The 24,201-nt window shown below is 64.9% G+C and carries 23 protein-coding genes and 1 pseudogene; 10 read left to right on the top strand and 14 right to left on the bottom strand.

Annotated elements, in window-relative coordinates:
* Nucleotides 1-110 precede the first annotated feature (110 nt).
* The gene (locus tag IG171_RS01975) at nt 111-1,538 is read left to right on the top strand and encodes an ATP-binding protein (protein ID WP_212129491.1); all 1,428 of its coding nucleotides are present in this window, start codon (nt 111-113) and stop codon (nt 1,536-1,538) included.
* Nucleotides 1,539-1,540: 2 nt separating this feature from the next.
* Nucleotides 1,541-2,230: a response regulator transcription factor gene (locus IG171_RS01980; protein ID WP_212129493.1), complete on the top strand. Its 690-nt coding sequence runs from the start codon at nt 1,541-1,543 to the stop codon at nt 2,228-2,230.
* A 26-nt stretch (nt 2,231-2,256) separates the two neighbouring features.
* Here the strand turns inward: IG171_RS01980 and IG171_RS01985 are convergent, their stop codons facing one another.
* Nucleotides 2,257-2,853 carry a TetR/AcrR family transcriptional regulator gene (locus IG171_RS01985; RefSeq protein WP_212129495.1) on the bottom strand — a complete coding sequence of 199 codons (597 nt, stop codon included), beginning with the start codon at nt 2,851-2,853 and terminating at the stop codon, nt 2,257-2,259.
* A 485-nt stretch (nt 2,854-3,338) separates the two neighbouring features.
* Here IG171_RS01985 and IG171_RS01990 point away from each other — a divergent pair, with 485 nt between their 5' ends.
* Nucleotides 3,339-3,548 (top strand): hypothetical protein, encoded by a 210-nt coding sequence (locus tag IG171_RS01990; RefSeq protein WP_212129497.1) that lies wholly within the window; start codon nt 3,339-3,341, stop codon nt 3,546-3,548.
* Nucleotides 3,549-3,677: 129 nt separating this feature from the next.
* Here the strand turns inward: IG171_RS01990 and IG171_RS01995 are convergent, their stop codons facing one another.
* Together IG171_RS01995 and IG171_RS18955 are read right to left on the bottom strand one after the other, a co-directional pair.
* Nucleotides 3,678-4,472, bottom strand: coding sequence for an MsnO8 family LLM class oxidoreductase (locus tag IG171_RS01995; protein WP_249203968.1), 795 nt, complete (start codon nt 4,470-4,472; stop codon nt 3,678-3,680).
* 52 nt (nt 4,473-4,524) lie between these two features.
* Nucleotides 4,525-4,791: pseudogene (locus tag IG171_RS18955) on the bottom strand (LLM class flavin-dependent oxidoreductase); the annotation flags it as partial.
* Between the two features lie 95 nt (nt 4,792-4,886).
* On the opposite strand from IG171_RS18955, the gene IG171_RS02000 reads away from it, so the two are divergent.
* From IG171_RS02000 to IG171_RS02015, 4 genes are all read left to right on the top strand, one after another.
* Complete coding sequence (locus IG171_RS02000; protein ID WP_212129499.1) at nt 4,887-5,471, top strand: CGNR zinc finger domain-containing protein; 585 nt, start codon at nt 4,887-4,889, stop codon at nt 5,469-5,471.
* 412 nt (nt 5,472-5,883) lie between these two features.
* Nucleotides 5,884-6,588: a GntR family transcriptional regulator gene (locus IG171_RS02005; RefSeq protein ID WP_212129501.1), complete on the top strand. Its 705-nt coding sequence runs from the start codon at nt 5,884-5,886 to the stop codon at nt 6,586-6,588.
* A 26-nt stretch (nt 6,589-6,614) separates the two neighbouring features.
* The gene (locus IG171_RS02010; protein WP_212129503.1) at nt 6,615-7,775 is read left to right on the top strand and encodes an FAD-binding oxidoreductase; all 1,161 of its coding nucleotides are present in this window, start codon (nt 6,615-6,617) and stop codon (nt 7,773-7,775) included.
* A gap of 48 nt (nt 7,776-7,823) precedes the next feature.
* Nucleotides 7,824-9,413 carry an AbgT family transporter gene (locus IG171_RS02015; protein ID WP_212129505.1) on the top strand — a complete coding sequence of 530 codons (1,590 nt, stop codon included), beginning with the start codon at nt 7,824-7,826 and terminating at the stop codon, nt 9,411-9,413.
* Nucleotides 9,414-9,725: 312 nt separating this feature from the next.
* Here the strand turns inward: IG171_RS02015 and IG171_RS02020 are convergent, their stop codons facing one another.
* From IG171_RS02020 to IG171_RS02030, 3 genes are all read right to left on the bottom strand, one after another.
* Nucleotides 9,726-10,562 (bottom strand): MetQ/NlpA family ABC transporter substrate-binding protein, encoded by an 837-nt coding sequence (locus IG171_RS02020; RefSeq protein ID WP_212129511.1) that lies wholly within the window; start codon nt 10,560-10,562, stop codon nt 9,726-9,728.
* 100 nt (nt 10,563-10,662) lie between these two features.
* Nucleotides 10,663-11,337 (bottom strand): methionine ABC transporter permease, encoded by a 675-nt coding sequence (locus IG171_RS02025; RefSeq protein ID WP_212129512.1) that lies wholly within the window; start codon nt 11,335-11,337, stop codon nt 10,663-10,665.
* Nucleotides 11,337-12,305 (bottom strand): methionine ABC transporter ATP-binding protein, encoded by a 969-nt coding sequence (locus IG171_RS02030; RefSeq protein WP_212129513.1) that lies wholly within the window; start codon nt 12,303-12,305, stop codon nt 11,337-11,339. Before IG171_RS02030 ends, IG171_RS02025 begins: the two co-directional genes overlap by 1 nt.
* A gap of 317 nt (nt 12,306-12,622) precedes the next feature.
* Here IG171_RS02030 and IG171_RS02035 point away from each other — a divergent pair, with 317 nt between their 5' ends.
* Nucleotides 12,623-13,096, top strand: coding sequence for a GtrA family protein (locus IG171_RS02035; RefSeq protein ID WP_249203969.1), 474 nt, complete (start codon nt 12,623-12,625; stop codon nt 13,094-13,096).
* Nucleotides 13,097-13,240: 144 nt separating this feature from the next.
* Here the strand turns inward: IG171_RS02035 and IG171_RS02040 are convergent, their stop codons facing one another.
* From IG171_RS02040 to IG171_RS02055, 4 genes are all read right to left on the bottom strand, one after another.
* Nucleotides 13,241-14,191, bottom strand: a complete 951-nt coding sequence (locus tag IG171_RS02040) for an IS3 family transposase (RefSeq protein WP_249203629.1) — start codon at nt 14,189-14,191, stop codon at nt 13,241-13,243.
* Between the two features lie 71 nt (nt 14,192-14,262).
* On the bottom strand, nt 14,263-14,703 hold the full coding sequence (locus IG171_RS02045) for a transposase (RefSeq protein ID WP_212127466.1): 441 nt from the start codon (nt 14,701-14,703) through the stop codon (nt 14,263-14,265).
* A gap of 139 nt (nt 14,704-14,842) precedes the next feature.
* Nucleotides 14,843-15,298, bottom strand: a complete 456-nt coding sequence (locus IG171_RS19300; protein ID WP_349252134.1) for an ABC transporter permease — start codon at nt 15,296-15,298, stop codon at nt 14,843-14,845.
* Nucleotides 15,299-15,608: 310 nt separating this feature from the next.
* Nucleotides 15,609-16,592 carry an ATP-binding cassette domain-containing protein gene (locus tag IG171_RS02055; protein ID WP_212129516.1) on the bottom strand — a complete coding sequence of 328 codons (984 nt, stop codon included), beginning with the start codon at nt 16,590-16,592 and terminating at the stop codon, nt 15,609-15,611.
* A 78-nt stretch (nt 16,593-16,670) separates the two neighbouring features.
* Between IG171_RS02055 and IG171_RS02060 the strand changes: the two genes are divergently transcribed.
* Nucleotides 16,671-17,450: a TetR/AcrR family transcriptional regulator gene (locus tag IG171_RS02060; RefSeq protein ID WP_212129518.1), complete on the top strand. Its 780-nt coding sequence runs from the start codon at nt 16,671-16,673 to the stop codon at nt 17,448-17,450.
* A gap of 28 nt (nt 17,451-17,478) precedes the next feature.
* Here the strand turns inward: IG171_RS02060 and IG171_RS02065 are convergent, their stop codons facing one another.
* Genes IG171_RS02065 through IG171_RS02080 form a run of 4 tightly spaced genes read right to left on the bottom strand, consistent with a single transcriptional unit; the run spans nt 17,479 to nt 22,213 of the window.
* Nucleotides 17,479-18,756, bottom strand: a complete 1,278-nt coding sequence (locus IG171_RS02065; protein WP_249203970.1) for a DUF6716 putative glycosyltransferase — start codon at nt 18,754-18,756, stop codon at nt 17,479-17,481.
* The gene (locus IG171_RS02070) at nt 18,743-19,807 is read right to left on the bottom strand and encodes an alpha-2,8-polysialyltransferase family protein (protein ID WP_249203971.1); all 1,065 of its coding nucleotides are present in this window, start codon (nt 19,805-19,807) and stop codon (nt 18,743-18,745) included. Before IG171_RS02070 ends, IG171_RS02065 begins: the two co-directional genes overlap by 14 nt.
* A gap of 7 nt (nt 19,808-19,814) precedes the next feature.
* Complete coding sequence (locus tag IG171_RS02075) at nt 19,815-21,242, bottom strand: polysialyltransferase family glycosyltransferase (protein ID WP_212129520.1); 1,428 nt, start codon at nt 21,240-21,242, stop codon at nt 19,815-19,817.
* Nucleotides 21,242-22,213, bottom strand: coding sequence for a glycosyltransferase family 2 protein (locus IG171_RS02080; RefSeq protein ID WP_212129522.1), 972 nt, complete (start codon nt 22,211-22,213; stop codon nt 21,242-21,244). The genes IG171_RS02075 and IG171_RS02080 overlap by 1 nt, the downstream gene beginning before the upstream one ends.
* 191 nt (nt 22,214-22,404) lie before the next feature.
* Here IG171_RS02080 and IG171_RS02085 point away from each other — a divergent pair, with 191 nt between their 5' ends.
* Entirely contained in the window at nt 22,405-24,201 is a 1,797-nt protein-coding gene (locus IG171_RS02085) for a polysaccharide pyruvyl transferase family protein (RefSeq protein WP_212129523.1), read from the top strand.

The following is a 24,201-nucleotide window of genomic DNA, read 5'->3' on the forward strand; positions in this document are numbered from 1 at the left end:
TGACCGAAGATGGTGTGGGAGGATCTCCGACTCCTGACTTTCGACAGTGTCGAGGGATGCGGGCCGTTGGTAGCCTCGAGGCAGCACACCCGGACGGGGGAGAGGAACCGATGCACCGACATGGCTGGTGGCAGGCTCTGCTCGTCCTCGCATGTGTCCTGCTGATCGCGCTGCTCTCCGGCGGTCAGGGGTCCTTCCTGCAGATACTTCTCGTCGTTCCCGCCTATCTCATCGGCCGCCGGTGGGCTTCGATGCAGCCGGTACTGTTGGGTTTCGGCCTCGGGGTCGTCGGTCAGCTGGTCATCTGGTTCCTCGGCGAACCTGCTGACTATCTCTCGCAGTGGTTCACCAGTGTGCTCAGCGACTTCGTATTCCTTCTCCTACCGTGGTGGCTGGGCCGCACATTGCAGCAGCGGGAGACTCGTCGCCGTCAGGAGGCTGCGGTGATCGCCGATCTCGCACGGGCGCGGGAACGCACACGCATCGCCGAGGACATGCACGACCTCATCGGCCACGACCTTGCTCTCATCGCCGTTCACAGCGGGGCGCTCGAAGTCCTGCCCGGGGCCAGTGAGGAGCAGCGCCAGGCTGCGGCGGACATCCGTTCCCGCGCGGTCTCCGCGACCGATCGACTGCATGAGTGCCTCGGAATCCTGCGTGCCGAAGACCCGGTCGACCGTCGCGCTCCAGTCGGGCTCGACCTCGAGCCGGTGGTGAGCGCTGCCCGGGACGCGGGCGTGAGCGTCGATGTCGAAGTCACCGGGGAGGTTCCCTCCGAGGTCGCCGCTCCGGCCGTCGAACGGATAGTGCAGGAGGCCCTGACGAACGCGATGAAGCACGCCTCGGGCGCGCCCGTGACGATCCGGGTCTCCGCCGACCGGGAAACGGTGGAGGTGAGCGTGGACAATCCCCGACCCAAGACCGCCCCAGCCTCGACCGGTCAGCCCCGGGAGGCCGCGCCGGCGAATTCCGGCAGCGGTATGGGTCTCATCGCTGCTGAGGAGCGGGTCAGACTGGCCGGCGGGACGTTCTCGGCCGGCCCCCATCGAGGCGGCTTCCGCGTCCGGGCGAGTCTGCCGCTGGCGGCCGGGACCGGGGCGTCAGCCGAGCGGAGCGCGACGGCGACCGATGCTCGTCTCGATCCGGAAGCACGCGACCGGCTCCGCCTCGTCCGGGACCGACAGCGTATCGATGTGCGTCGTGCCGCTCTCGTCCCCGGGGTGTGTGCGTTGGTGCTGGTGGGTGTGTTCGTCGTCTTGCAGTACCTGACGTTCGCCAGCGTGGGACTGACCTCCGAGGGATTCGCCCGCGTCCACCTCGGTGACTCCGTGCACAGCGCCGAGAAGGTGCTGCCGGGTTCGGGCCTCGAGGAAGAGGGCATTCCAACGACGATCGATGTGCCGACGGCACCTGCAGGCAGCTCGTGCAGGTTCTATTTGGCCCGCGAGTCCGTGATCGACTTCGGAAACGATGTCTACCGCATCTGTTTCAGCGACGGTGCCGTCGTCGCTGCGGACCGGCTGAGTCAGAAGGAGTGAACATGGGAAGCACCAGCACCGAGGATGCGTCACGAGTGCGGGTCATCATCGTCGACGACGAACCGCTCATCCGCTCCGGGATCCGCGCGATCCTCGGCGCCGACCCGAACATCGAGGTCCTCGCCGAGGCGGGAGACGGTCGAGAGGCGGTGGATGTTGTGGCCGGACTGCGGCCCGAGGTGGTGCTGCTCGACATCCGTATGCCGCGCCTCGATGGCCTCGCCGCGATTCCGGAGATCCTGAACGTGCGTCCCGAAGCGAACGTGGTTATGCTCACGACCTTCGGAGAAGACGCATATATTGCCGAAGCCCTCGAACAAGGCGCAGTCGGTTTCCTGCTCAAGGCATCGGACCCGCGTGAGCTGCAGGACGCAGTCCATGCGGCGGCTTCCGGTGCGGCCTACCTGTCGCCCCGGGTGGCCCATCGAGTCATCGACCGGTTCCGGTCGGGGCCGCAGCCCGATGCTGCGGCGCAGGAGGCCATCGGGTCGCTCTCGGCCCGGGAACGCGAGGTCCTGGCTCTCCTCGGCGCGGGGAGGGCGAACTCCGAGGTGGCGCAACAGCTCTATCTCACTGAGGGCACCGTCAAGGGCTATGTCAGTTCGATCCTGACGAAGCTGGGAGCCGAGAACCGGGTGCAGGCCGCGATCCTCGCTCACCGAGCCGGACTCGTCCCTGCCCCGAAGCAGTAGACGAGCTCCTGGCGGGCGGACTGGGGTCAGCGTGCTCGCGCCGGCGGGTCGGAACCGATGAGAACCTGCGCGGCGGCACGCGCGGCGGTGACCGCTCCCGGCTGACCCGTGATCGAGCGCAGCACGGTCGCTCCCTCGAGAAGGGCGAGAAGCTGAGATCCCAGGCATACCGGTTCCTCAAGGCCGGCAGCCGCGGCCAGGTCCTCGAAGAGGGTGCGCAACCACACCTTCTCACCCTGGATGACGTCGTGAGCGGGGTGGTCCGGCGAGCCGAGGAGCTCCCCGTGCGCGTGGACGAAAGCGCAGCCTTTGGTGCTGTGGGCATCCATCCACGAATCCAGTGCATCGAAGACGGAGAGAATCTGTGCCTTGGGCTCCTTGTCCTGCATATCGTGCTCGATCCAGAACCGGTAGTGCTGATCGCGTTCCGTGAGATAGGCGGTGACGAGAGCGGCCTTGGACCCGAACTGGTCATACAGGGTCTTCTTCGTCACCCCGGCCTCGGCCGCGAGAGCATCGACGCCGACTGCGCTGATGCCGCGTTCATAGAAGATCCGGCCAGCTGTCGTCAGGATCGATCGTGCCGCCGGCGTGCGAGTCTCGACTTGCCAATCCGTATCCATACAGGTCAGTATAGTTCAAGTAAACAGATCGGTATAAAACTCACCGTCCGACCGCAGACGGCGAGCGATCGTCGGCATCGTCTCGCGCGGCGTCAACATGCGCTTCGGCGGTGAGATACGGCAGGAAGCACGGGTCACCGGCAGACCGCAGGGAGGGTGGGACAGAAGATGTGGAGCTCTTTCAAACGCAGGCTGTGCGACTTCGCGTGGGGCATCGATACGGCCCACGCGGTCCGGCACGGACTGCCTGTCAAACCGTGGAGGCGAACGCGCGACGAGTTGTCGGTCCCTGCCAGAGAATCCACGACCGATGTCGATGGTCGGCCGCCTCTGCACGACGTCGACCAATGAGCAGATGAGGAGAGATTTGAGAACGACCTAGACGAGCACCGCTTATCCGAACGGAGGCGGATCCGGCGAGACGGAGCGGCCGAAGGTGAAGCGAGCTGTCGGGGGTCCTGCAGATCCAGGCAGGACTGGCGCATGTGGGATGGACCGAGCCATCGAACCTCTTCGCCATCATCCTCGTCGCCGTGCATTCGACGCTGATGACCGTGCTCAACTCGAACTTCGCGGCAGGGGCCATCACCACCGACTGGATCGCAGCGCTCGAGTCCGGTGAAGCCCTGCCGAAGAGCGATCTGGGAAGCTCGGCGATCGCCGGTGCGCAGGAAGCGGCGAGCAGCGTGGCCTGATCGAGCGGTTCACGCCTCGGAGCTGGCACCACAGGGTCTTCCCACCGACGGTGGTCCGTCGGTGGGAAGACCCTGTGCTGTCTGTTGGTCGCCTGCCCGGTCAGGTGCCGGCTCTGGCAGTCGTTGCTCTCAGCCGGCGGCGGTCGCGTCCGCGGCGGTGGGCACGTCGGTCCCGGTCGATGCATCCAGATCGTAGTGGTCGGCGATGAGTTCGACCGTGCGAGCGTGGACGGCTCGGGACGCTCCCATCGTCACCAGCATGATCTCATCGGCATCGGTTCGCTCGTGGAGGCTCTCCAGGCTGGCGGCGACCTGTGGGCCGGTGCCGTGGACGAAGCGGCGCGTGTAGAGATCGAGGATCTGCTCCTCCTGGAGCGTGCCCGCATACGAGGCGACCTCGTCGGGCGGCAGCAGACTGTAGGACTGGCGTTTGAGCATCCGCAGCATTGCCATGGCCGCCGTGCGAGCCTGCCGATGGGCCTCCTCGGCATCGTCATGGGCGACGACGCCGAGGCTGACGAGCGTATACGGCTCATCGAGCACGTCCGATGGCTGGAAGTTGTTGCGATAGATGCGGAAAGCGGTTTCGACGTCTGCTTCCCCGAACTGCAGGGCGAAGGCGTAGGGGCGTCCGAGCTGTGCTGCCAGCTGCGCCGAGTAGGGAGACGATCCCAGGATCCAGGTGTCGGGCCCGGTGGTGATGCCGGGCACTCTGTTCTCCTGGTTCTGCCAGGGCCCGGGCACTGCGTGGACGTTCCTGTACGGGTGCCCTTCGGGGAATTCGTCGGCGAGGAATCGCAGCAGTTCGTCGACCTGGGCCGGGAAGTGATCGTTGGCGTCGTGGCCTCGACGCAGTGCTGCGGCGGTGCTCGTGTCGGTCCCCGGCGCGCGTCCCAAGCCCAGGTCGATGCGGCCGGGGGGCAAGTGCTTCGAGCATTCCGAACTGCTCGGCGATGATGAGCGGGGCGTGGTTGGGCAGCATGATGCCGCCGGCGCCGAGGCGGATCGACGAGGTCTCGGCTATCAGCCTCGCCAGCATCAGCTGCGGCGAAGAGGTCGCCGCTCCTGGCATGGCGTGGTGCTCGGACATCCAGAAGCGGCGGTAGCCGCGTCGTTCCGATCTCCGGGCGAGGTCGATGACTCCCTCGAAGGCTTCAGTGATGTCCTGCTCGACAGCGGTATGGGCGTTGTCGAGGACCGAGAGGGCGAATGGGGCGGTGTTGGAAGCGGGTGCGGATGACATGGACTCCTCAATTCTCACGAGTAAACAGATAAATATCCGTGAGAGCTACGATAGCAAAGTTCTCATGCTCAACGGAGTGAGATACCGTGAGGAGTATGTCGAACATACCTCTACCGCCCGCACCGGGAAGCGACACGCATGTCAGCCTCGCCCTGGCAGACAGTGTTGTCTCGCTTCCGGGCGGGCAGTCCGTGGATGAGCTCGCTGATCCGGCGGCCGCCACCAGCTGGCTGGTCGATCATGACCTCGTGCCGGCCGAGACCGTTCTTCTGGAGTACTGTCAGCAGCGGCTCACCGGTCTTCGTCGGCATCTGCGGGAGGTTTTCGCCGCCGCCGTCGAAGACCGGGCTCCGGAGTCGGGGGCGGTGGATGCGCTCAATTCCGCTCTGCGCCAGGTTCCCAGCGCTGAGATGCTCGAGTACACGCCCGAGCTCGGATTCCACCGAGAAACGGCGCATCCGCTGACTCAGCTGGTCGAACATGCGTTAGCTCGCATCAGCGACGATGCGGCTGCTCTGCTCACCGGGGAGGACGCGAGACTGCTCGATGCCTGTCAGGCGCCGTCGTGCGACAGGTTCTTCGTTCGCACCCACGCGCGGAGGCGATGGTGTTCGACCCGTTGCGGTGACCGAGTGCGGGCCGCCCGTGCCTATGAGAAGAAGAGGGTATCGGCCTCTTGAGGTGAGCGCGAGCGGTGCGAGGGAGCGAGCTGCGCCAGGCACCTGGCCGCGAATGAGGCGAGGTTGCGGGCGGTGGCAGTAGGAGGCTGTGCCCCTCGGTGACGCTTCTTGAGGGGCGCACTGGCCTTCTCGCACGTCTGCTGTGGGCCTATCAGTAGTCGATGTCAGTAGGCGAGGATCGTCATTGGGGTAGGCGCCGTGGGCGGAGTCTGTCTGAAAACAGCCCTTCGCGCAGGCTTGCGGAAACGAAATTGACGCACTCGCCCGGGGCCGATGAGATTGAGGATCTCTCGCGGTATCGCGGGGAGGGGCGCTCTTCCGTGTGTGAGAGGTGTCTCCATCGCATCGGTCTGTTTGGCTGAAGTTTCACCGGCAGGTTGCTATGACAAGTCTGTAGATGTACTGTCAACCTATGGACGAACTGTTTCGGAGCATCCAGCGCGACCTCGAGCGTCAGATCCGCTCGGGGGAGCTTGCCGAAGGAGCGAAACTTCCCAGCGAGAATGAACTTTGCGCGCAGTATGCGGTGAGCCGTCCGACGGCACAGCGTGCGCTCAATGAGCTCGCTGTCGACGGATTGGTTGTGCGTCAGAGAGGCCGGGGCACGTTCGTATCGACCTCGCGACAGAAGATCAATCTCCTGTCATTCACAAATCCAGCTGTGGCCCGTCATGGTGGCCCCGGCCGGCATGAGGTCCTATCGGCGCAGGTGACCGTTGCCTCCGAGGCTGTCCTACCGTTGCCGGACATCGAGGCCGACACTGCGGTCACGGAGATTATGCGACTGAAGTTCGACGGTCTCGATCGTCCGCAGGCGCTCGAGACCCACGTCATTCGCTTCTCCACGGCACCGACTCTTCTGCGGCAGAAGCTCGAAGATCTCATCATTCTCGACCACTTGAAGTCTCATGATGTCGATGTTGATTCCATCCGGGTCTACCTGGAACCGACGCTCATCAGTGACCGCGAGGCTGAATTGCTCGACTGCGAATCGGGGATACCAGCGCTGAAGCGGCGCCGTGAACTGCGCGATCCGAACGGCCGCGTGCTCGAGACGACGACGACTCTTGTGCGGCCCGGAACGTCAGAGTTCTTCATCGAGATGCCCGCTGACTGACAACGACCAACCAACGAGGAAACGACATGCACATCATCGTCATCGGCTCAGGGATACTTGGGCTCAGCACTGCTGACTCGCTCTGTGCGTTCGGTGCAGAAGTCACACTTGTCGACGCCCGGGATCTGGGCGCCGGGACATCGGGGACGAGCTTCGCCTGGACGAACGCTAATGCGAAGCTCGACCCTGCGTATCATGCACTCAATGTCGCCGGTATGCACGAACATGACCGGCTCTCCGAGTCTCTTCAAGGGCCGCGCACCTACTTTCGATCCGGCGGATTGCAGTTGGCCGATGCCCGACAAGCCCCTCAGCTGGAGTCGAAGGTCGCTCGACTCCGTGAGCTGGGTTATCCGTCCGAGGTGCTTGACGCCGAACGCGCGGTCGAGATCGCCGGAGATATCAGAGTTCCTGCGTCGACTGAACTCATCGCACATTTCCCCACTGAGGGCTATGTGCACAACGAGCAGCTGTTGCGCAACCTCCGCGCACGTGCCATCGAGCGCGGAACGAAACTGATTAGGGCAACCGTCGTCGACGTTGATGAACGCGGAGACGGAGTCGACGTCCGCTTCAGCGATGGACGCGTGCTCACGGGCGATCGTGTCGTGCTGGCAGCGGGACGGTGGACTTCGCAGATCGCAGCGGCATCGGGATTCGAGATTCAGATGAACACCGAGATTGGCCTCGGTTCCGCGGTGACCGGTCTGCTCGGATACGTGCGACCCACGTCTGCCCGTGTGAACACCGTCGTGCACACGCCTGAGCTCAACTTGCGACCGGGGGAGGACAATACGATCGTCGTGCAAGCCCTTGACCTCAACCCGCAGGTCGATCCCGACTGTCCGCCGACGAACGGCGGTCCCTTCGCGGAAGCGATAGCAGAAAGGTTTGCGGCAGTGACGGCCGGCGAGGCGGCTGAAGGATTAGACCTGCGCCTGAGTTATCGATCCCTGCCTGCCGACGGATTGACGATTGCCGGATACGTCCCTGGGAGCACTCGTACTTATTGCCTCGTCACGCACAGTGGGATCACGCTCGGACCGCTGCTCGGTCGGCTCGCTGCGGAGGAAGTCGCCGAAGACCGACGGACGGACGTACTCGAGGACTTCCGGCCGGACAGGTTCGACGAAGTCGGTGCGCTCGCCGGATATGTAGGGCTGCCAACGCAGCTTGGAGACCAGTAAAAGGACTGTCGGGTCGATCACGACCGCCACGTCGATCAAAGGAGACCGATGACTTCACCTCCCATTACCGACCCCGATTCCACTGTGAAGCTTCCCCTGCTGTATCGGGCGATTGGCTTCATCGAGCGAATCGGCAATCTGTTGCCTCACCCCTTCTGGCTGTTCTGGATCATGGCCGTCCTGCTTGGCGTCGTCAGCTGGGTGCTGTCAGTGACCGGTGTCTCCGTGACGCTGCCCGAGTCCGGCGACGTCGTCGAGGTGAAGAACCTGCTGTCGATCGATGGTCTGAAATACGCTATCGACTCGGCGCTTGACAACTTCGCATCCTTTCCACCGCTGGCGGTGGTGCTTGTCGTTCTGCTGGGAGTGAGCGTCGCCGAGAAGAGCGGCGTGCTCGAGTCTCTCATTCGGCTGACGATCATCCGCCTGCCCAAACGATGGGTGACTTTCGCCATCGCTTTCAGCGGGATGATCGCCCACATTATGGGAGACGCTGCCTACCTCGTCATGATTCCACTCGGTGCCATGGCTTTCCGCGCCGCCGGGCGCAGCCCCGTTCTCGGAGTGATGGTCGCGTACGCCTCGGTCTCGGCCGGATTCAACGCAAGCCCTCTAGTCACCCCTTCGGACGCGATTCGTTCCTCGCTCGCCTCAGCCGCCGCGCAAACGGTTGACCCGAACGCATCGATTACGCCGGTGGCGACCTATTTCTTCTCGGCTACCTCGTCGTTGGTTCTGGCAGTGATCATCACGCTCGTCGTTGAACTCGTGCTGGCCAAAAGGGAGGACTTCGTCGTCCCTGATACTGTCGCCGAGAACACAGGGTCGGCCGGCGACGAGCCCTCAGACACTGCGGAGGATGCCGCCGATTCGATGTCCCTCGACCGAGGACAGGTTAAAGGCCTGATCCGAGCTGGGGCCGCCGGAGTTGCCTTTATCGCCACTCTTGTGGTCATCCTTCTTCTACCGGATTCGCCTTTCATCGAACCCGGTCAGTCCCTGGTCGAGTCGACGGTATTGAAGAACATTGCGATCTTCATCTCGCTGTTCTTCACCCTCATCGGAGTCGTCTACGGCTACAGCACCAGAGCATTCACGACAGTCAAGGCGGTCCCAGAGGCGATGACCGCGGGCGTGGTCAACCTCGCGCCAGTTATCGTTCTCTTCTTCGCGGTCGCGCAGTTCCTTGCCTACTTTGAGTGGACGGGTATCGGGTCAGTGCTCACGGTCAACGGTGCTGACCTGTTGCAACGTCTCGATGCTCCTCATATCACCGTCCTCGTCGTCATCGTCTTGGGCGTCGCGTTCATCAATATGATTGTCACGAGTGGCTCAGCGATGTGGGCGATCTTCGCGCCCATCCTCGTCCCAATGATGATGTATTATGGGGTCCGGCCCGAAGCGGCCATGGTCTCGTTCATGATCGGCGATTCAGTGACAAACGCAGTGACACCCATGAGCGCCTACTTCGTTCTGGCGCTCGGGTTCGTCCAGCGATACCGCAAAGACGCCGGAATCGGCACTCTCATGGCCTTCACCGTCCCAATCTCAGTGGCGATCCTCATCGGATGGAGCTTGTTCTTCGCGCTGTGGTATCTGCTTGGAATTCCACTTGGACCGGGAGTTGTCTTGCGCTGAGAGGCACGATTTCCCAAGTGATGGCCGCTTTCTTCGTAACCGGTTGTCGTGTGCTCGGTCTGGCAGGTGACGGTTCTGCCGCTGACGGGCGCCTTCGCGTGCATCAGACACAGACAGCGCCATAACCTCCCGTTCCTGCGGGAGGTTATGGCGCTGGCGGTGGTGGATGCTCTGCTGCGGGGAGGTTGCGAGGCTGTCGGGAGGTTGTAAGGCTGCCGCGGCGTTATGGCACTACCGGTGCGGGATGGTTCGCCGCTGAGCCGCAGCCCGAGCCGAACCGAACCGAGCCTCAGCCTCCCAGCTTCTTCAGCCTCAGAAGCTCGGCAGCACCGACCCGTCGGCCCACTCGTCCTCGATGAATTCCTTCACCTCGGGGGAGTGGAGCAGCTCGTCGAGCTTCTTGATGTTCTCGTCGTCCTTGTTCTCGGTGCGTACGGCGAGGAAGTTGCCGTAGGGGTTGTCCTCGGCGGACTCGAGGAGGATGCCGTCCTTGGCCGGGTTGAGTCCGGCTTCCAGCGCGTTGTTGCCGTTGATGACCGAGGCATCGACGTCGTCGAGGGTGCGGGCCAGCTGAGCGGCGTCGGCCTCAACGAATTCGACGTTCTTCGGGTTGTCCTTGACGTCCGAGAGCTTCGCGCTGACCTCGTCGACGCCGTCGTTGAGGGTGATGAGCTCCGCGTCCTCGAGCATCTTCAGGGCGCGGCCCTGGTTCGCGGGATCGTTGTTGATGCCGATCTTCGCGTTCTTCGGGATGTCCTCGACCTCGTCGACCGTGTTCGAGAACAGGGCGAAGGGCTCGAGGTGGACGGGCTCGAAGCCGGTGATGTCGTAGCCCTGCCCTTCGATCTCGGAGTCGAGGTAGGGCTTGTGCTGGAAGTAGTTCGCGTCGATGTCGCCGTCGGTCAGCGCCTTGTTCGGCAGCGTGTAGTCCGTGTACTCGGTGATCTCGAGGTCGAGGCCGGCTTCCTCGGCGAGGTTGTCGTCGACGAACTTGAGGATGTCACCGTGCGGGACCGGGGACACTCCGACGTTCAGCTTCGTGATGTCGCCGTCCTGCTCACCGACACTGTCGGTGCCGCCGCCGACGAGTCCGCAGCCGGACAGCAGCAGGGTGGCACTGGCCGCAACGGCGATGAGTTTGGTCTTCATTGTTCTCCCTTGATGTGTTCTCTGTGTTGTATGCGGAAAGCTGTGAACCGCTGGATCCGATCGGCCTCGGCCGCGCCGAGGTGACCCGCGCCGAGGTGGTTCAGCGGTGGTCGACCATGCGGGCCAGACGGTCGCCGATGAACTGGATGATCGTGACGATGAGGACGAGGACGATGATGCAGGCGATCATCGTGTCTCCCTGGTAGCGCTGATAGCCGTAGGAGATCGCCAGCGCGCCGAGTCCGCCGCCGCCGACGGCACCGGCCATGGCCGTATAGGACACAAGAGTCACCGAGGTGACCGTGGCGGCCCCGATGAGACCGGGCTTGGCCTCGGGGACGTAGACCTGACGGACGACCTGACCGTTCGAGGCGCCCATCATCAGCGCCGCTTCGATCTTGCCTTCGGAGACCTCGCGCAGGGAGTTCTCGACCAGTCGGGCGTAGAAGGGGATCGCACCGATGGTCAGGGACACGACCGTGGCCTGCCATCCCAGGGCCGATCCGACGACGAATCGGGCGAAGGGGATGAGGGCGATGATGAGGATGATGAAGGGGATCGAGCGGGTGACGTCGACGATGAAGGACAGCACCCGGTAGACGACCTGGTTCGAGTTCAGTCCGCCCTTCGAGGCGGTGAACAGCCAGATGCCCAACGGCAGTCCGACGAGCACTGCCAGGCCCGTCGACCAGGCGGTCATGAGCAGGGTCTCGACGGTGGCGGGCCACATCTGGTCCGTGATGGCAGGATTGTCCAACCACTTGGGATCGTTCATCAGGCAGCCCCCTCCGCATAGATTCCGCCGGCTTGCAGGGCGCTGACCAGCCCGTTCGCCTGCTCGGTCGAGCCGACGGTGAAGCGCAGGCGCCCGATCTGCTGGCCTTCGATCGTCTCTACGGCACCGGCGAGGATCGCCTCGGCGCTCACACCAGCCTTCTGCGCAGTGGTGAGCACGGTCGGCAGATCCGTGCCGGCCAGGGACACCTCGACCAGCCGGGTGTCTTCATCGTCGATGCCGACCGGGGGCAGGGGGACGAGGTCGCGGGCCAGGGCCGATCCCGGCTCGGCGATCACCTCGGCGAGTCTGCCGGACCTGGCCACCCGGCCGTCGGCCAGCAGAGTCACGGAGTCGCAGATCTCGCGGATGACGGACATCTCGTGGGTGATGATGAGCACGGTGATGCCCAGGCGGTCGCGCAGAGAGCGGATGAGGCCGAGGATCTGGTCCTTGGTCGACGAATCCAGCGCCGAGGTGGGCTCATCGCACAGCAGCACCTTGGGCTCGGCGGCCAGCGCCCGAGCGATGCCGACCCGCTGCTTCTGCCCGCCCGAGAGCTGGGCGGGGTAGTTGTCGACGCGGTCGCCGAGGCCGACGATCTCGAGCAGTTCGCGGGCCTTGGCCAGGCGCTCGGCCTTGGGCACTCCGGCGATCTGGAGGGGATGGGCGACGTTCTTCACAGCGGTGCGCGAGTCGAGGAGGTTGACGTGCTGGAAGACCATGCCGATGCTGCGGCGGGCCTCGCGCAGGCCGGCACCCGATCGGTTCGTCAGGTCGACTCCGTCGATGGACACGGTGCCCGCGGTCGGGGATTCGAGCCCGGTCAGGCAGCGGATGAGGGTGGACTTGCCGGCTCCGGAACGACCGACGATGCCGTGGATCTCCCCGGCCGGGACCGTCAGGTCGATCTCCTCCAGGGCGACGGTTTCGCCGAACACCTTTCGCAGGCCGCGCAGTTCGATCACAGGCGCCTCCTCGTGTGGTTGGTCAGTGCCGACCACGGTGGTGGACGGCGGGGAAATGGGGATGGCCGGCCTACGGTCCAGTAGGGCCGACGATTCAGGATGCCAAGGAAACGCAGGAACCCCACAGGCCGCTGTCATAAAAGGACGCATAACAGGGTGTTCGTGACCAAGCGCATACTTTCTGCGGCGGCGCAGCCACTGCGGTCGACCACGCGCCCACTCCGTTCGGCCCGGCTTCCAGCGAGTGCGGAACTTAGCGGCATAGACTGGAGGCAGTTATGAAAGAGTCTGTTTCGGTCCGCCTTCGACGCCTCGCGGTGGAAGCTTTCAAGTTCCTCACCGTCGGCGGCCTCGGCTATATCGTCGACGTGGGGCTGTCCAACGTGCTGGCCTACGGGCTCGGGCCGATCCCCGCGCTGCTCGAGGGCAGTCCGATCAAATCGAAGATCATCTCGACCGTGCTCGCCATGCTCGTCGTCTGGATCGGCAACAGGCTCTGGACCTATGGGGACCGGACCACCCACTCGAATATGCGCGGGGTGGTCCTCTTCGTCGCCGTCAATCTCGCCGGTATGGTCATCTCCGTCATCCCGCTCGGCGTGACCTGGTATCTGCTCGACATGCGTGACCAGCTCACTTACAACATCTCGACGAACATCGTCGGCATCGGCCTGGCCACGCTCTTCCGCTTCTACGCCTACCGCACCTGGGTGTTCAAGGACGAGTCTCCCGACACCGAGGTCGTCGTCCCCCTGCAGGAACCCAGCCCGGTCCCCGACGGCCGCGGCTGAGGCCTGCAGGGCCACTGGGCTCGCTCGGAACACCGCGTCGAAACCGCGGTGGAGCGCCGAGACCACGGTGGAGGTCGCTGGGCGCCGGGCACTTCGCGTCGAAACCACTATGGCGTGCCGAGACCACGGTGCACGCGGTATATTTCAAGCTGTTTGTGACAGCTCGGTGTTTTCTGGGCTATTGATGCCGGCGTGGGTCGGTGGGCCAGCGGCTATGGGGCTGGTGTGGAATCGTTCCGGATGCGCGCAGTGACGGGCCTCCAGAGTGGCTTGGCGACGGGCCCGGACAAGCTCGGTACGTCCGTGATGGACATCGTTGGGAGTGTAATAATTCAGGCCGCTGTGGCGGTGGTTCGCGTTGTAGTCAGCAATGAACGCGGCCATGTAGTCACGAGCATGATCGATGGATTCGAACCGGGTGGGAAAGTCCAAGTGGTACTTGATGGTCTTGAACGTCGATTCACTAAACGCGTTGTCATTCGACACTCTGGGCCGGGAAAAGGACAGCTTGATCCCCAGCGACTGAGCGAACTGGACAGTCGTTGCCGCGCGCATGGGAGCCCCGTTATCGGCGTGTAGCACGGTCGGGTACTGCTGGTTAGTTGCCACAGCCTGATCGATCATGGTCTGAGCATGGACGGATTTCTCGGAAGTCTCGACCCGGTGGCCAACGATCTTGCGGGAGAAAACGTCCATGATGGCATAGAGGCGATAGATGACCTTGCCGGGACCGCGCAGCATCGTGATGTCCCAACTCCACAGTTGGTTCGGTGCGCAGGCAGCGTGGACCGGCTTAGGCCGTTTGGGCTGGTTACCACGGCGCTGGGCGCGACGGTCTCCGTTCTGCCCGTGTGCGGCCACCACTCGGTGAGCCGTCGACGCGGAGAATGGCACCTGCCCGGCATCGAGCATCCGCCAATACGCCTGGGTGACAGACAGGCTCTCATAGTCTTCAGAGTTCAACAGCGCCATGAACGCATCGGCCTCGGCGGTGGTGATCCGACTCGGGTAGTCGCGTTCCTTCTGCGGCACCTGCACCCCGGCCGGGACCGCCGGATTCTGGTGACGGTACCAACTCGTACGATGCACACCCATCAACTCGCAGGCCGCCGTGATCGACCAGCCGACCCTGATCAGATCGCCGATGAACCTGAACCCGATTGCCTTTACTGTGGCGGGCTCATCCAGTCCGGCCTGGTCGCCTCGACCTCGGGCAGCGTCGGGTCTGTCGCGGTCGCGCTCTTGGACATCGCTTCCAAGAGCGCGGACGCTTTTCCCAAGATATCGACCGCAGCTTCAGACTTGGCCAGTTTGGCCTTCAACGCTTCGTTCTCGGCCTGCAGCTGTGTGAGTTGCTTCTTCTCAGCGGCTTTGAGCTTGTTGTCACTGGGATTGCCATTCAACCGATCCGATCGCGAGGTCAGGCAACCATTTTCTCTGTCCACGAACCACTGATAGATCGTTCTGGGATTGACCCCGACAGTCCGAGCCAACTGGGCTTTAGAACCCATCTCGATACATTTGTCATATTCGTCCAGGATCTCGAGTTTCTGGGCCGTGGTGAAATGCCCGCGGCTCGAGGAACGGGACGGAACTTCAAAAGACATAACAGACTTCTCTCCCCGCCAATATTGTCAGATAACTGTCACAAGACAGCCTGACACAGAGGGCACGCACAGTGGTCTCGGCACTCCACCGTTGCCGCGGCGCTCGTTGCTCAGCGCAACTCGCCAGAGGAGGCGATGGCTACCTCCTCAGGCGGCGATAGGCTCTGGCCGACAGGGGTAGGAACACTGCTGTGATGGCCAGGGGCCAGGCGATCGCTGCAAACAGGCTCGCGTCAGCCAGCCATCCGCCCGTAACGCCCGTGGGGTTGCCGAACAGTTCGCGGACTGCTGTGGCAGTTGCCGATATGGGATTCCACGCCGCAATCGTGCCCAGCCAGTCGGGCATGAGCTCCGGCGCGGCGAAGACATCTGACAGAAAACCGACCGGCCACACCAGGATCTGGACCAGGACCGTGGCCCCCTCGTGCCTGCCGACGGTGAGGCCGAGGAAGATGCCGACCCAGAGGACGGCGAACCGAAGCCACAGGAGCAGCGCCACCGCAATGATTCCTGCCAGGGGAGAATTCGTCGTCCTCCATCCGAGCAGGAGCCCGCCGATGACGAGAATGGCGATTTCGACCGTCGAGCTGACCATGTCGGCCCCGACTCGACCGAGCGAGACCGAGGCATCGACCTCAGACGATCGGTGATGCCCTTCTTGGAGTCATTCGCCATGGTCGTCATGGTGGTCTCCGCTCCGAACATCATCGCCATGGTCATCATGCCCGGAAGCAGGAACTGGATGTAGTCGCCGCCTCCGGGAAGCCGGATGGAACCTCCGAAGATGAAGGCGAACATCAGCAGCAGCATGATCGTGAAGAGCAGGCTGAAGATCGGGGACCATGGCTGCCGACGCCAGTGGGCGAGGTCCCTGCGGGTGAGGATCAGGCCTTCGCGCACGGTACTCATGCGTCCTCCTTCTCGGTCAGGGCGAGGAACACCTCGTCGAGTGTCGGTCTGCGCAGAACGATGTCATCGGCGGTGATGTCTGCGGCATCCAGGCGTCTGACTGCCGCAGCGAGATCGCGTGTGCCCCTGGTGGCGGGAGAGGTCACGACTCCCGTCTCCTCGTCGAGTTCTACGACAGCCTCCTCCGACGACGCCGCGTCTGTCGGAAGCAGCGCATCTCGGATGGCCCGGGCAGCAGCCTGATGACTCGCGGTGATCTCGATCCGGTCACCGCCTCGTTGACGTTTGAGATCACTCGGAGTCCCCTCGGCGATGATTCGCCCGGCCTTCATGATCGAGATTCGACCCGCCAGACTGTCGGCCTCCTCGAGATACTGCGTGGTCAGCAGCACCGTTGTACCTCGGGCGGCGATCTCCCGCACCGAGTTCCACACGTCGGTGCGTCCCCGTGGATCCAGGCCCGTCGTCGGTTCATCGAGGAAGAGGACGACGGGGTCGAGGATCATGCCCACCGCGATGTCGAGGCGCCGGCGCATCCCGCCCGAGTACGTGCTCACCGGACGGTCTGCCGCCTCGGTGAGGGAGAACTCGCCGAGAAGCTCGTCGGCTCGTCGCTCGGCGTCCCGGCGAGAGAGGCCGAGCAGCCGGCCGAACATCACGAGATTCTGACGTCCGCCGAGGATCTCGTCGAGCGCGGCGGTCTGGCCGACGAGACCGATGCAACGGCGGACCTGAGCTGTCTGTCGACTGACGTCGAAGCCGGCGACCTCGGCTGTTCCCCGGGTGAGGCCGACGAGTGTACTCAGCACATTGACCACGGTCGATTTTCCTGCGCCGTTGGGGCCCAGGAGGCCGTGGATGGTCCCTGCCGGAATCTCCATCGACAGCTCGTCGAGAGCTCTGAGATCTCCGTAGTGCTTGACCAGACCAGACGCTCGCACCGCCGGGCGGTCACGGTCGTGGTTCCGTTCTTCATGCATTCGCAATGCCTAACTATTTACAGTGTACGGAATCGGGTCGAGTGAAACAGTGTACACCGCACGGAGTAAACTGCAAGCATGAATTCCGAAACAAGCTCGCCACGATTCGATCCGGCCGCCGACGACGTCGTTCTGCGTTTGCTGTGGCGCGATCAGCTGGACACCGAGGTGGGTGCACGCGGGCCCCGCCGCAGGCTCAGCGTCGATCAGATCATCGACGCAGCGATCGAGCTCGCCGATACCGGCGGGATCGATGCGCTGTCCATGCGCAAGGTGGCGGAGTCAGTCGGAGTCTCGGTCATGTCGCTCTACGGGTATGTGCCGCACAGGTCCGGGCTGATCGGATTGATGGTTGACAAGGTCATCGGGCTCAGCCCGATGCCGGTGCATTCGGGCTCGGTGGCAGAGCGGGTGCGCTGCATCTCCGAAGTCCTGTGGGATGAGTACCATCGACATCCGTGGCTGGTCGATGCCCAGTCGCATCGGCCGTGGATCGGTCCTCACACCTCGGCCCGCTATGAGTGGGAACTCGAAGCATTCGAAGGCTTCGGACTCGACGACATCACCATGGACCACACAGTCGCACTCATCGAATCGCATGCCGCGGCCAGCGCTGCGAAGAGCATCAACGCGCAGAGACTCGAACACAGTTCCGGCGTCAGCGACCTGGACTGGTGGGAGGCCAACGCCCCACTGCTCGAACAGGTGATGCCTGCGGGATCATTCCCCGTATCAAGCCGAGTCGGGTCGGCGGTGGGGGAGAAGTATCAGGCGGTGACCAGTCAGCGAGCCGTCTTCGATTATGGTGTCGACACCATCATTTTCGGTATTCAGACGCGGCTGCAGGCATCCGGATGAGGTTCTGCCGGAGACGATGGGGCAGGTTTCAGCGCTGGTAGCGCAGCTTCCGGTAGGTGCTGATGACGGGGCCGGGAGTGAAAGTGCGCAGCTCGGCGCGCAGCAGCATACGCTTCTGCCTGAGCACGTCGGAGCGCCGGTTCGGCAGCTGACCGGTTCGGGCTCGAGTGGCCAGCAGCCCCAGGCTGCGGCGCAGCTGACCGTCCTCGGGATGGAAGTAGTTCTCGGCCAACCAGGCCGGGTCGGGGAAGCCGATGGACCCGGCGGCCACCTCGGCGAGTGTGCCGGTGGCACCGGAAGCGGCGAAGACCTCATTGAGCAGCCCGGCGTCGAAGCCGAAGTCGGAGACGAGCAGGGTCGGGATGCCGCGGTCGATGGATTCGAGGGCTGCCGTCGACGACACGGTGACCAGGCCGGACCCGGGGGTCAGGAAGTCCGAGAGCGGGCCATACCCCAACTCGATGCGGTCAGCACCGGCAACACCTCGGCGGCAGAGGCCCTCGAGGATCTCGACGTAGGAATGCTGTTCGTGGTGGGTTTCGAACTCGCCGGGGCGAGAACGCATCTTGATGACGGTCCTCGACCCGTCATGCCGGTCGGCGAAACCGGCCAGCGCCGCGATGATCGCTTCGCGGTCGGCACGCTCGGCGGGAACCTTCGCCTGCGGGGCGAACACGAGGGTGCGCGGGGCCGCGGGAGCGGAGACCGAGACCGCGTGTGGGGCGCTGGCCGATGAGGCAGCGGGGCCGGTTGACGGTGGGGCCGCCTCGGCGAGAGGCTGCGGGATTCCTGTCGATCGCAGCATCGGCAGGCGGGCCAGCAGAACCTCGCACGGCACCTGAGTTCGGGTGCTGGCCTCGGTGTAGGCGGCCACCTCGGCGAAGGAATGGGCGATGAACGCATCCATCAGCCGGCGATAATTCATACCCTTGCCGCGGGCGGGCAGCCCCATTCCCGGCAGGCCGGAGACCAGGGCTGGGCGAGGCGTGAGCATATGCGCGGTGAGGAAGACCTGGGCGACGATCGGTCCGGTGGCGGCGCCGAGGACGATGTCGGGGGAGTAGTCGGCGATGACTCGAGCGAGGTCCGTGCGTCTGATGACGGGAATCTCGCGGTGCTGCCAGTCGGTGCCAGTCACGGCGCCGGCGATCTGTTCGTCGGTGGGCAGGATCGGATTGTCGATGAGGACGACCCGGCCGTCGACGTCGGGCAGGCTCGTCAGCAGCTGGGTCGCCCATTTGAGGTAGGACTCGCTGTCGGAGACGGAGAGGATGCGGATGGTCTCCGGGGATTCAGGATTCGACATCTGCCTTGACCGTCTGGGCATTGAGGGACTCTCGCAGACTATCGGGCGAGGCGCCGGTCCACCACTGCGCGGGGATCTCGGTGACGCTGATGGACACGTCCGGGTTGAGCACTGCCAGGGACACCGCCGCGGTCGACGGCAGGCTGCGGATCGTCGAACCGGGCGGCAGGTTGACCAGGCGAAGTTCGATCGGCAGACCGACGTGCTTGATCCTGATGCGGTCGTCTCGGGCGAGGTCGGTGAGGAAGGCGTCGGTCTCGCGCCGATGCGGGTAGTAGGTGATCGAGCCGTGGGCGTCGACGAGGTCGCCGATCCATGCGCGGTAGGCGGCTGCGTCGATGAGCCCGTCGGCGGCCAGCGCCGTACCGATGACCGGGTTGTCCCGCGGGTGGCTGCCTCCCGTCGGCAGGGTCTGGAGGTGTTCGAACCGATGACGGGTGATCTCGCCGCCGGTCTTGAGGAAGGCCCTGCGCAGGTCCTTGGACACCGGCAGCGCCGTGTGCCAGCGCAGCCTGCCCGTCGTGGCCAGTCCGCGCAGACGATCGGCGACATGCGCGGCCATGACCGTCCGCGAAGCCTTGAGCTTCTGCCTGGGCCTGACGAGGGGGCCGCGCTTGGCGGTGAGGATCTCGATCGTCGAGTAGGTGGCCAGCCCGTCGTCGAGGATGACGACCTCGGGCAGGCGACGTTCCAGATAGGCCAGCGACAGAGCCTTGTGCACCTGACCCGAACACGCATCGCCGAGGTAGATCCGATCGAAGTCCGCCTTGCGCAGCACACCGGGTTTCGCGCCTTCGCGTTCGAGGCGCACATTATCCGGCAGCCAGGCGGGGTCGAAGGCATCGAGGAACGAGGTCATGCCCTTCGCGTTCGCCCGGGCGCGGATGAGCAGGTCCTCGGCCGGTTCGTGCGATTCGAGCGCAGAGAGGAACTGCAGCGGGGATTCGACGAAGGCGACCGATGTCAGCCGGGCCCGCTTTTTGTTGGGGTACTTGCCGGGGTTCCCGACGGGGTTCTTCTCGGACTTCTGTGTATCGTTCTTCGCAGTCATCAGCAGCTCAGCCGTTCCTCTTCAGCTTCGATGCATCGACGGTGATGCCGTAGTCCTTCAGGACGCGTTGGGTGCGTTTCGCCCGCGAGATCAGATGCCGCTTGGCAGCGCTCAGGGTCTTCCGGTGCATTGGCGGCTGCAGCTGCCCCGGCAGGTCGAGCGCGGTCAGGCGCTTGCGTTTGAAGTACTTCATGTCCGGCCCGCCGATCGCCGAGCGCAGGAAGTCGATGGCGCTGCCGCGCAGATGCGCCGCGGAGCCCGGCTGCATGCAGTAGGTGACGGCGTCGATGAGCCCGTTGAGGTTTCGCGCCACTGTCCCGGCAGGGGCGTCCGGCAGTTCGTACCGTCCCGAGTGGAGGGCGTCGATGATCGTCAGCGGAATCCGGTTGCTGTTCTGATACGGAGCCAGCTCGGCCAGCAGCCTCTCCGTGCCGACGGCCGCGGTCTGACAGCCGTAGAGTCCCTTCGCCGTCGCCAGTCCCGTCGAGAAGCAGGAGACGACGAGTTCGGGGCGCGTGGCGGCCACGACGATCTCGGCCAGCAGCGGAACATCGGCGAGGACGAATTCGAGACCGAACTCCTCACAGCGGCGGCGCAGCGGCCCGATCGTCGTCCGCGCCGAGGTGGGGTGCGGTTTGAAGATCACCGTGCTCAGGCCGGCGTCCTTGACCTCATCGATCATCTGCAGGTGCAGCTCGAGCTCCTCCTCGGCGGTGATGAGGTCGAGCTGAGCGAGGTACTGACCGAGCACGAGCGCACTGTCGTCGATCGGCGAATCGAGGCCGGCGGTCGCCAGGTCATCGGCCACCTCGGCGGTCATAGCGTCGATGACATCCGCCAGGTCCGCGGTCGGCAGCACCACCCGGTCGGGGGTGTGCTCGGCCAGCTGACGTGGGGTGATGCCCGGCAGCAGGTCCGTGTAGAAGATCGCCCGCAGCCGCTGCCACTGCGGCAGGGTGAGCGGATTGCGGACCGGGCCGTAGCTCATCAGCCCGTCCGAATGGACGCTGATCGCCGCGGTCGAGAAGATCTGCGTCAGCGCCCCGGCAGGGTGGCCGGGCAGGGACTCGACGATGAGTTCGAGCGGTTCGTGATCGTCGATGCCCCACTCCCGCCGCAGGGCGCGTTCCATGATGGGGGCGCGCTCGCCGGAGATGCCGAAGGCCTTCGGATGGTTCGGCCAGATCGCGGCATTCCAATCGACGACGAGATCGAAATCGGCCAGCAGCCCGCGTGAGCCGGGCATGGCATCGGCGGCCGGGGTCAGCTCCGGGGCGAAGGAATTGTTCGCCACCACGAGGATGCGACGCTGCCGATCGTCGCCGAGGCGGTCGGCCTCGCCGAGGTTCCCATCCCCGCCGAGGCGGCCGGACCGGATGAGGGCGGCGACGTTCGCCAACTGGTACTGGGTGGAGATCTCGATGATCTGGGTCATCAGCGGGCCGTCCTGACGATCGGGTCGATCACGGGCAGTCGGCGGTCGCCGAAATTGGTCAGGGCGAGGTCGATGACGTCGTTGCCGACCGATCTCAGCGTGTTCACGGCCCCGAGGTTGAGCATCTCGCGCACCGCGCGCGTCATCGACGAGCCCCGATTGACGATCTGGAAGTAGAGGATGGACAGGAAGTTGCGCACCGCCTTCTGCTCGAACCGGCGGAGGTCCGGGCCGGCCTCGAGCATCGCGAAGATGGATCGGAAGGCCGGGATGAAGTCGAGCTGACGCTCGTCGAAGACGGCCGTCAACGAGGTGGAGCTGCCCTTGCGATAGCACAGACCCGCGGTGTCGACGACGGCGAAGGAATCCGCCTCGAGGTGATGCCGCCAGGTCCAGGGCCGGTCCTCGCAGGTGCGCAGCTCCGGGTCGAAGTCGAGCAGCCCGCGCTCGGCCATCGACCGGGAGTAGATGCCGGTCCAGCATTCGGGGAAGTCGACCATCGTCGAGGCGTCGTGGGGAAGGATGAAGTCGCGCGGATCGAGCGCCGTGTTGTGCTGCGCGCAGGGGGCTCGGCGCAGCTTGCGGTTGAAGCCGTTGACGATGAGGTAGTTCGTCTTCACGAAGTCCACGCCCAGCCCGGTGATGGCATCGGTCAGTGAGCGCAGATGGCCCGGGGCGTACCAGTCGTCGGCGTCGAGGTAGGTGATCGTCTGCCCCGTCGAGGCCTCGAGCGCGGTGTTGCGGGCGGCCGAGACTCCGCGGGAGACCGGGTTGTCGATCTCGATGAGAGTGAGGCGGTCGGAGAACTCGCCGACCACCCCGACCGTGTCATCGGTCGATCCGTCGTTGACGACGATGACCTCGAGGTCGCCGGCGTCGAAGTTCTGGTTGACCAGGCTCGTGAGGCTCCCGCCGATGGTGGCTTCGGCGTTCTTCGCGGCGATGACGACGCTGACGACTGGTGCGGGCATTGGGTCCTTTCTCAGGCCGGATGCGGCAGATGGTCGCCGCGTCCGCGGATTCCGGGAGCTGGCCCGGCTCGGGTGCTGTGCGCGTCCGAACGATCGTAGAGGCGGCAGGAGAACGGAAAGTGGCGAGCAGGTGTACGCGAGTGTCCACAGCTGTTCACTCGGTGTTCTCCCGCCCGCCTTAGTCTTGGCCGATGGGGGCTCTGAGACTCTTCCACTTCGACATCCCGACCTGGGGCAATTTCGGTGACAAAGTGCTGTTCCCCGTCGTCAGGGACGCCTTCCGTGTCCTCGGCGGTGCGGACTCGGCACGGGCGGAGCCGAGGTTCACGTTCACCTCGGCGGCGGCGCTGCGACGCGAAGTCGACGAGGCGGCCGTCGAACGGATCAACGCGACCGCCGACGCCGTGGTCATCGGTGGGGGAGGGCTGTTCCTCCAGGACACGAACCCGAACCGCCTGTCGGGTTGGCAGTGGAAGATCTCGCCCGAGGCGCTCGCCGCCCTCGAGGTCCCGCTCATCGTCTACGCGCTCGGGGACAACCGGTTCCCCGGGCAGTCGGACTTCGACGAGCTCATGCGCACTCATGTCGGCCAGGTGCTCGACCAGTCCGTGTTCTTCGGTCTGCGCAACACCGGCAGCATGGCGACCATGGGCCAGCTGCTGGGCGAGCGGGACCGCATCGCCTTCCAGCCGTGTCCGACGACGATTCTCGACCACCTCTATGCGCCCCTGGCCGGCAGACGCCCGGATCCGGCCGAGCGGACCGTGGCCATCCAGATGCTCGTCCATCCTCGGCAGATCGCGGCCGGATACGACGCCGAGGTGATCCACGTGGCCACGGCGACGGCCGCGCGGATCCTCGTGGACCGGGGATGGCGGGTGCTGAGCACACCGTTCCACCCCGACGACGCCGAGGTGTCCAGGCGTCTGATCGCCGAGGTGCCCGGCGTCGAGGAGGTGCGTCTGTACGGGCATGACGTCGGATTCTTCACCGGCATCGAGGCCTTGTCATCCGTGCCGTATGTGCTCGGCGGGCGCGGGCACGCGCAGATGATCCCCTTCGGGCTCGGCGCGATCCCGATCTCTGTGGACCTGCACGCCAAGCTCGGTTACTTCGCCGCCGACATCGGCCATCCTGAACTCGTGATCCCGGTCGAGCCGGAGGGGATGGAGGCCGATTCCGTCGGTGGAGGCAACGTCGAGCGCGCCGAGGCGCTTGCCGAGCGCATGGTCGCAGCCGTTGCAGACGCCTATTCCTGCGGCGGGGATCTGCAGGCCGATCTGGCCGATACCCGCGTCCGCTTCGCCGAGGTCACCGCCGAGAACCTCGCTGCCATCAGCCGCTCGCTGCGCCCACGGTCCGGGGCGGGGACGCATCCGGCAGGCGACGGCGGGGTGCGTACCGCGCTCGCTGACGACGGTTGCGTGCCTCCTCCTGCGACCGGGGACGACCGAGACGACAGCTCCTCGGTCGGTGACGTCCGAGGCGACACGTCCTCGACCGGTGCCGAGCTTCGGGCCTGGGAGGACATCCGGGCCGAGGAGTTCCACGTCGCGGCGCTCTGCGAATCCGAGGAGGTCGCCGCCGAGCAGGCCCGGGCTCTGACCCGCACCCGCCGCGAACTCGCGCAGGTCCAACGTGAACTCGCACAGGCCCGGTGCGAACACCGGGAAGCAGTGTCCGAGCGAGCGTCGCTGCAGGAGGTGTCCGAGGAGCGGCTGAGACTGGTCGAAGGCGAACGCGATGAGGCCCGAACCGCCGCCGACCGCGCACGCGACGAGCTCAGACACCTCGCACGGGAGAACTCACGGTTCGAACAGGAGAACGCGACGCTGACAGGCGAGCTCGCACGAAGCGCGGAGATCCTCGCCGCCGAACGCAACAGGACCGCCGGTGAGGAGGCGAGAGTGCTCGCCGGCAAGCTCCGGCACGGCCTGCAGTGGCGGGCCCGGCGACTGGCTCGAAGACTCCAGCACCTCGGCAGGTGA

The organism is Brevibacterium sp. SMBL_HHYL_HB1, assembly GCF_018208375.1.
GTDB classification, from domain to species: Bacteria; Actinomycetota; Actinomycetes; order Actinomycetales; family Brevibacteriaceae; genus Brevibacterium; species Brevibacterium intestinavium.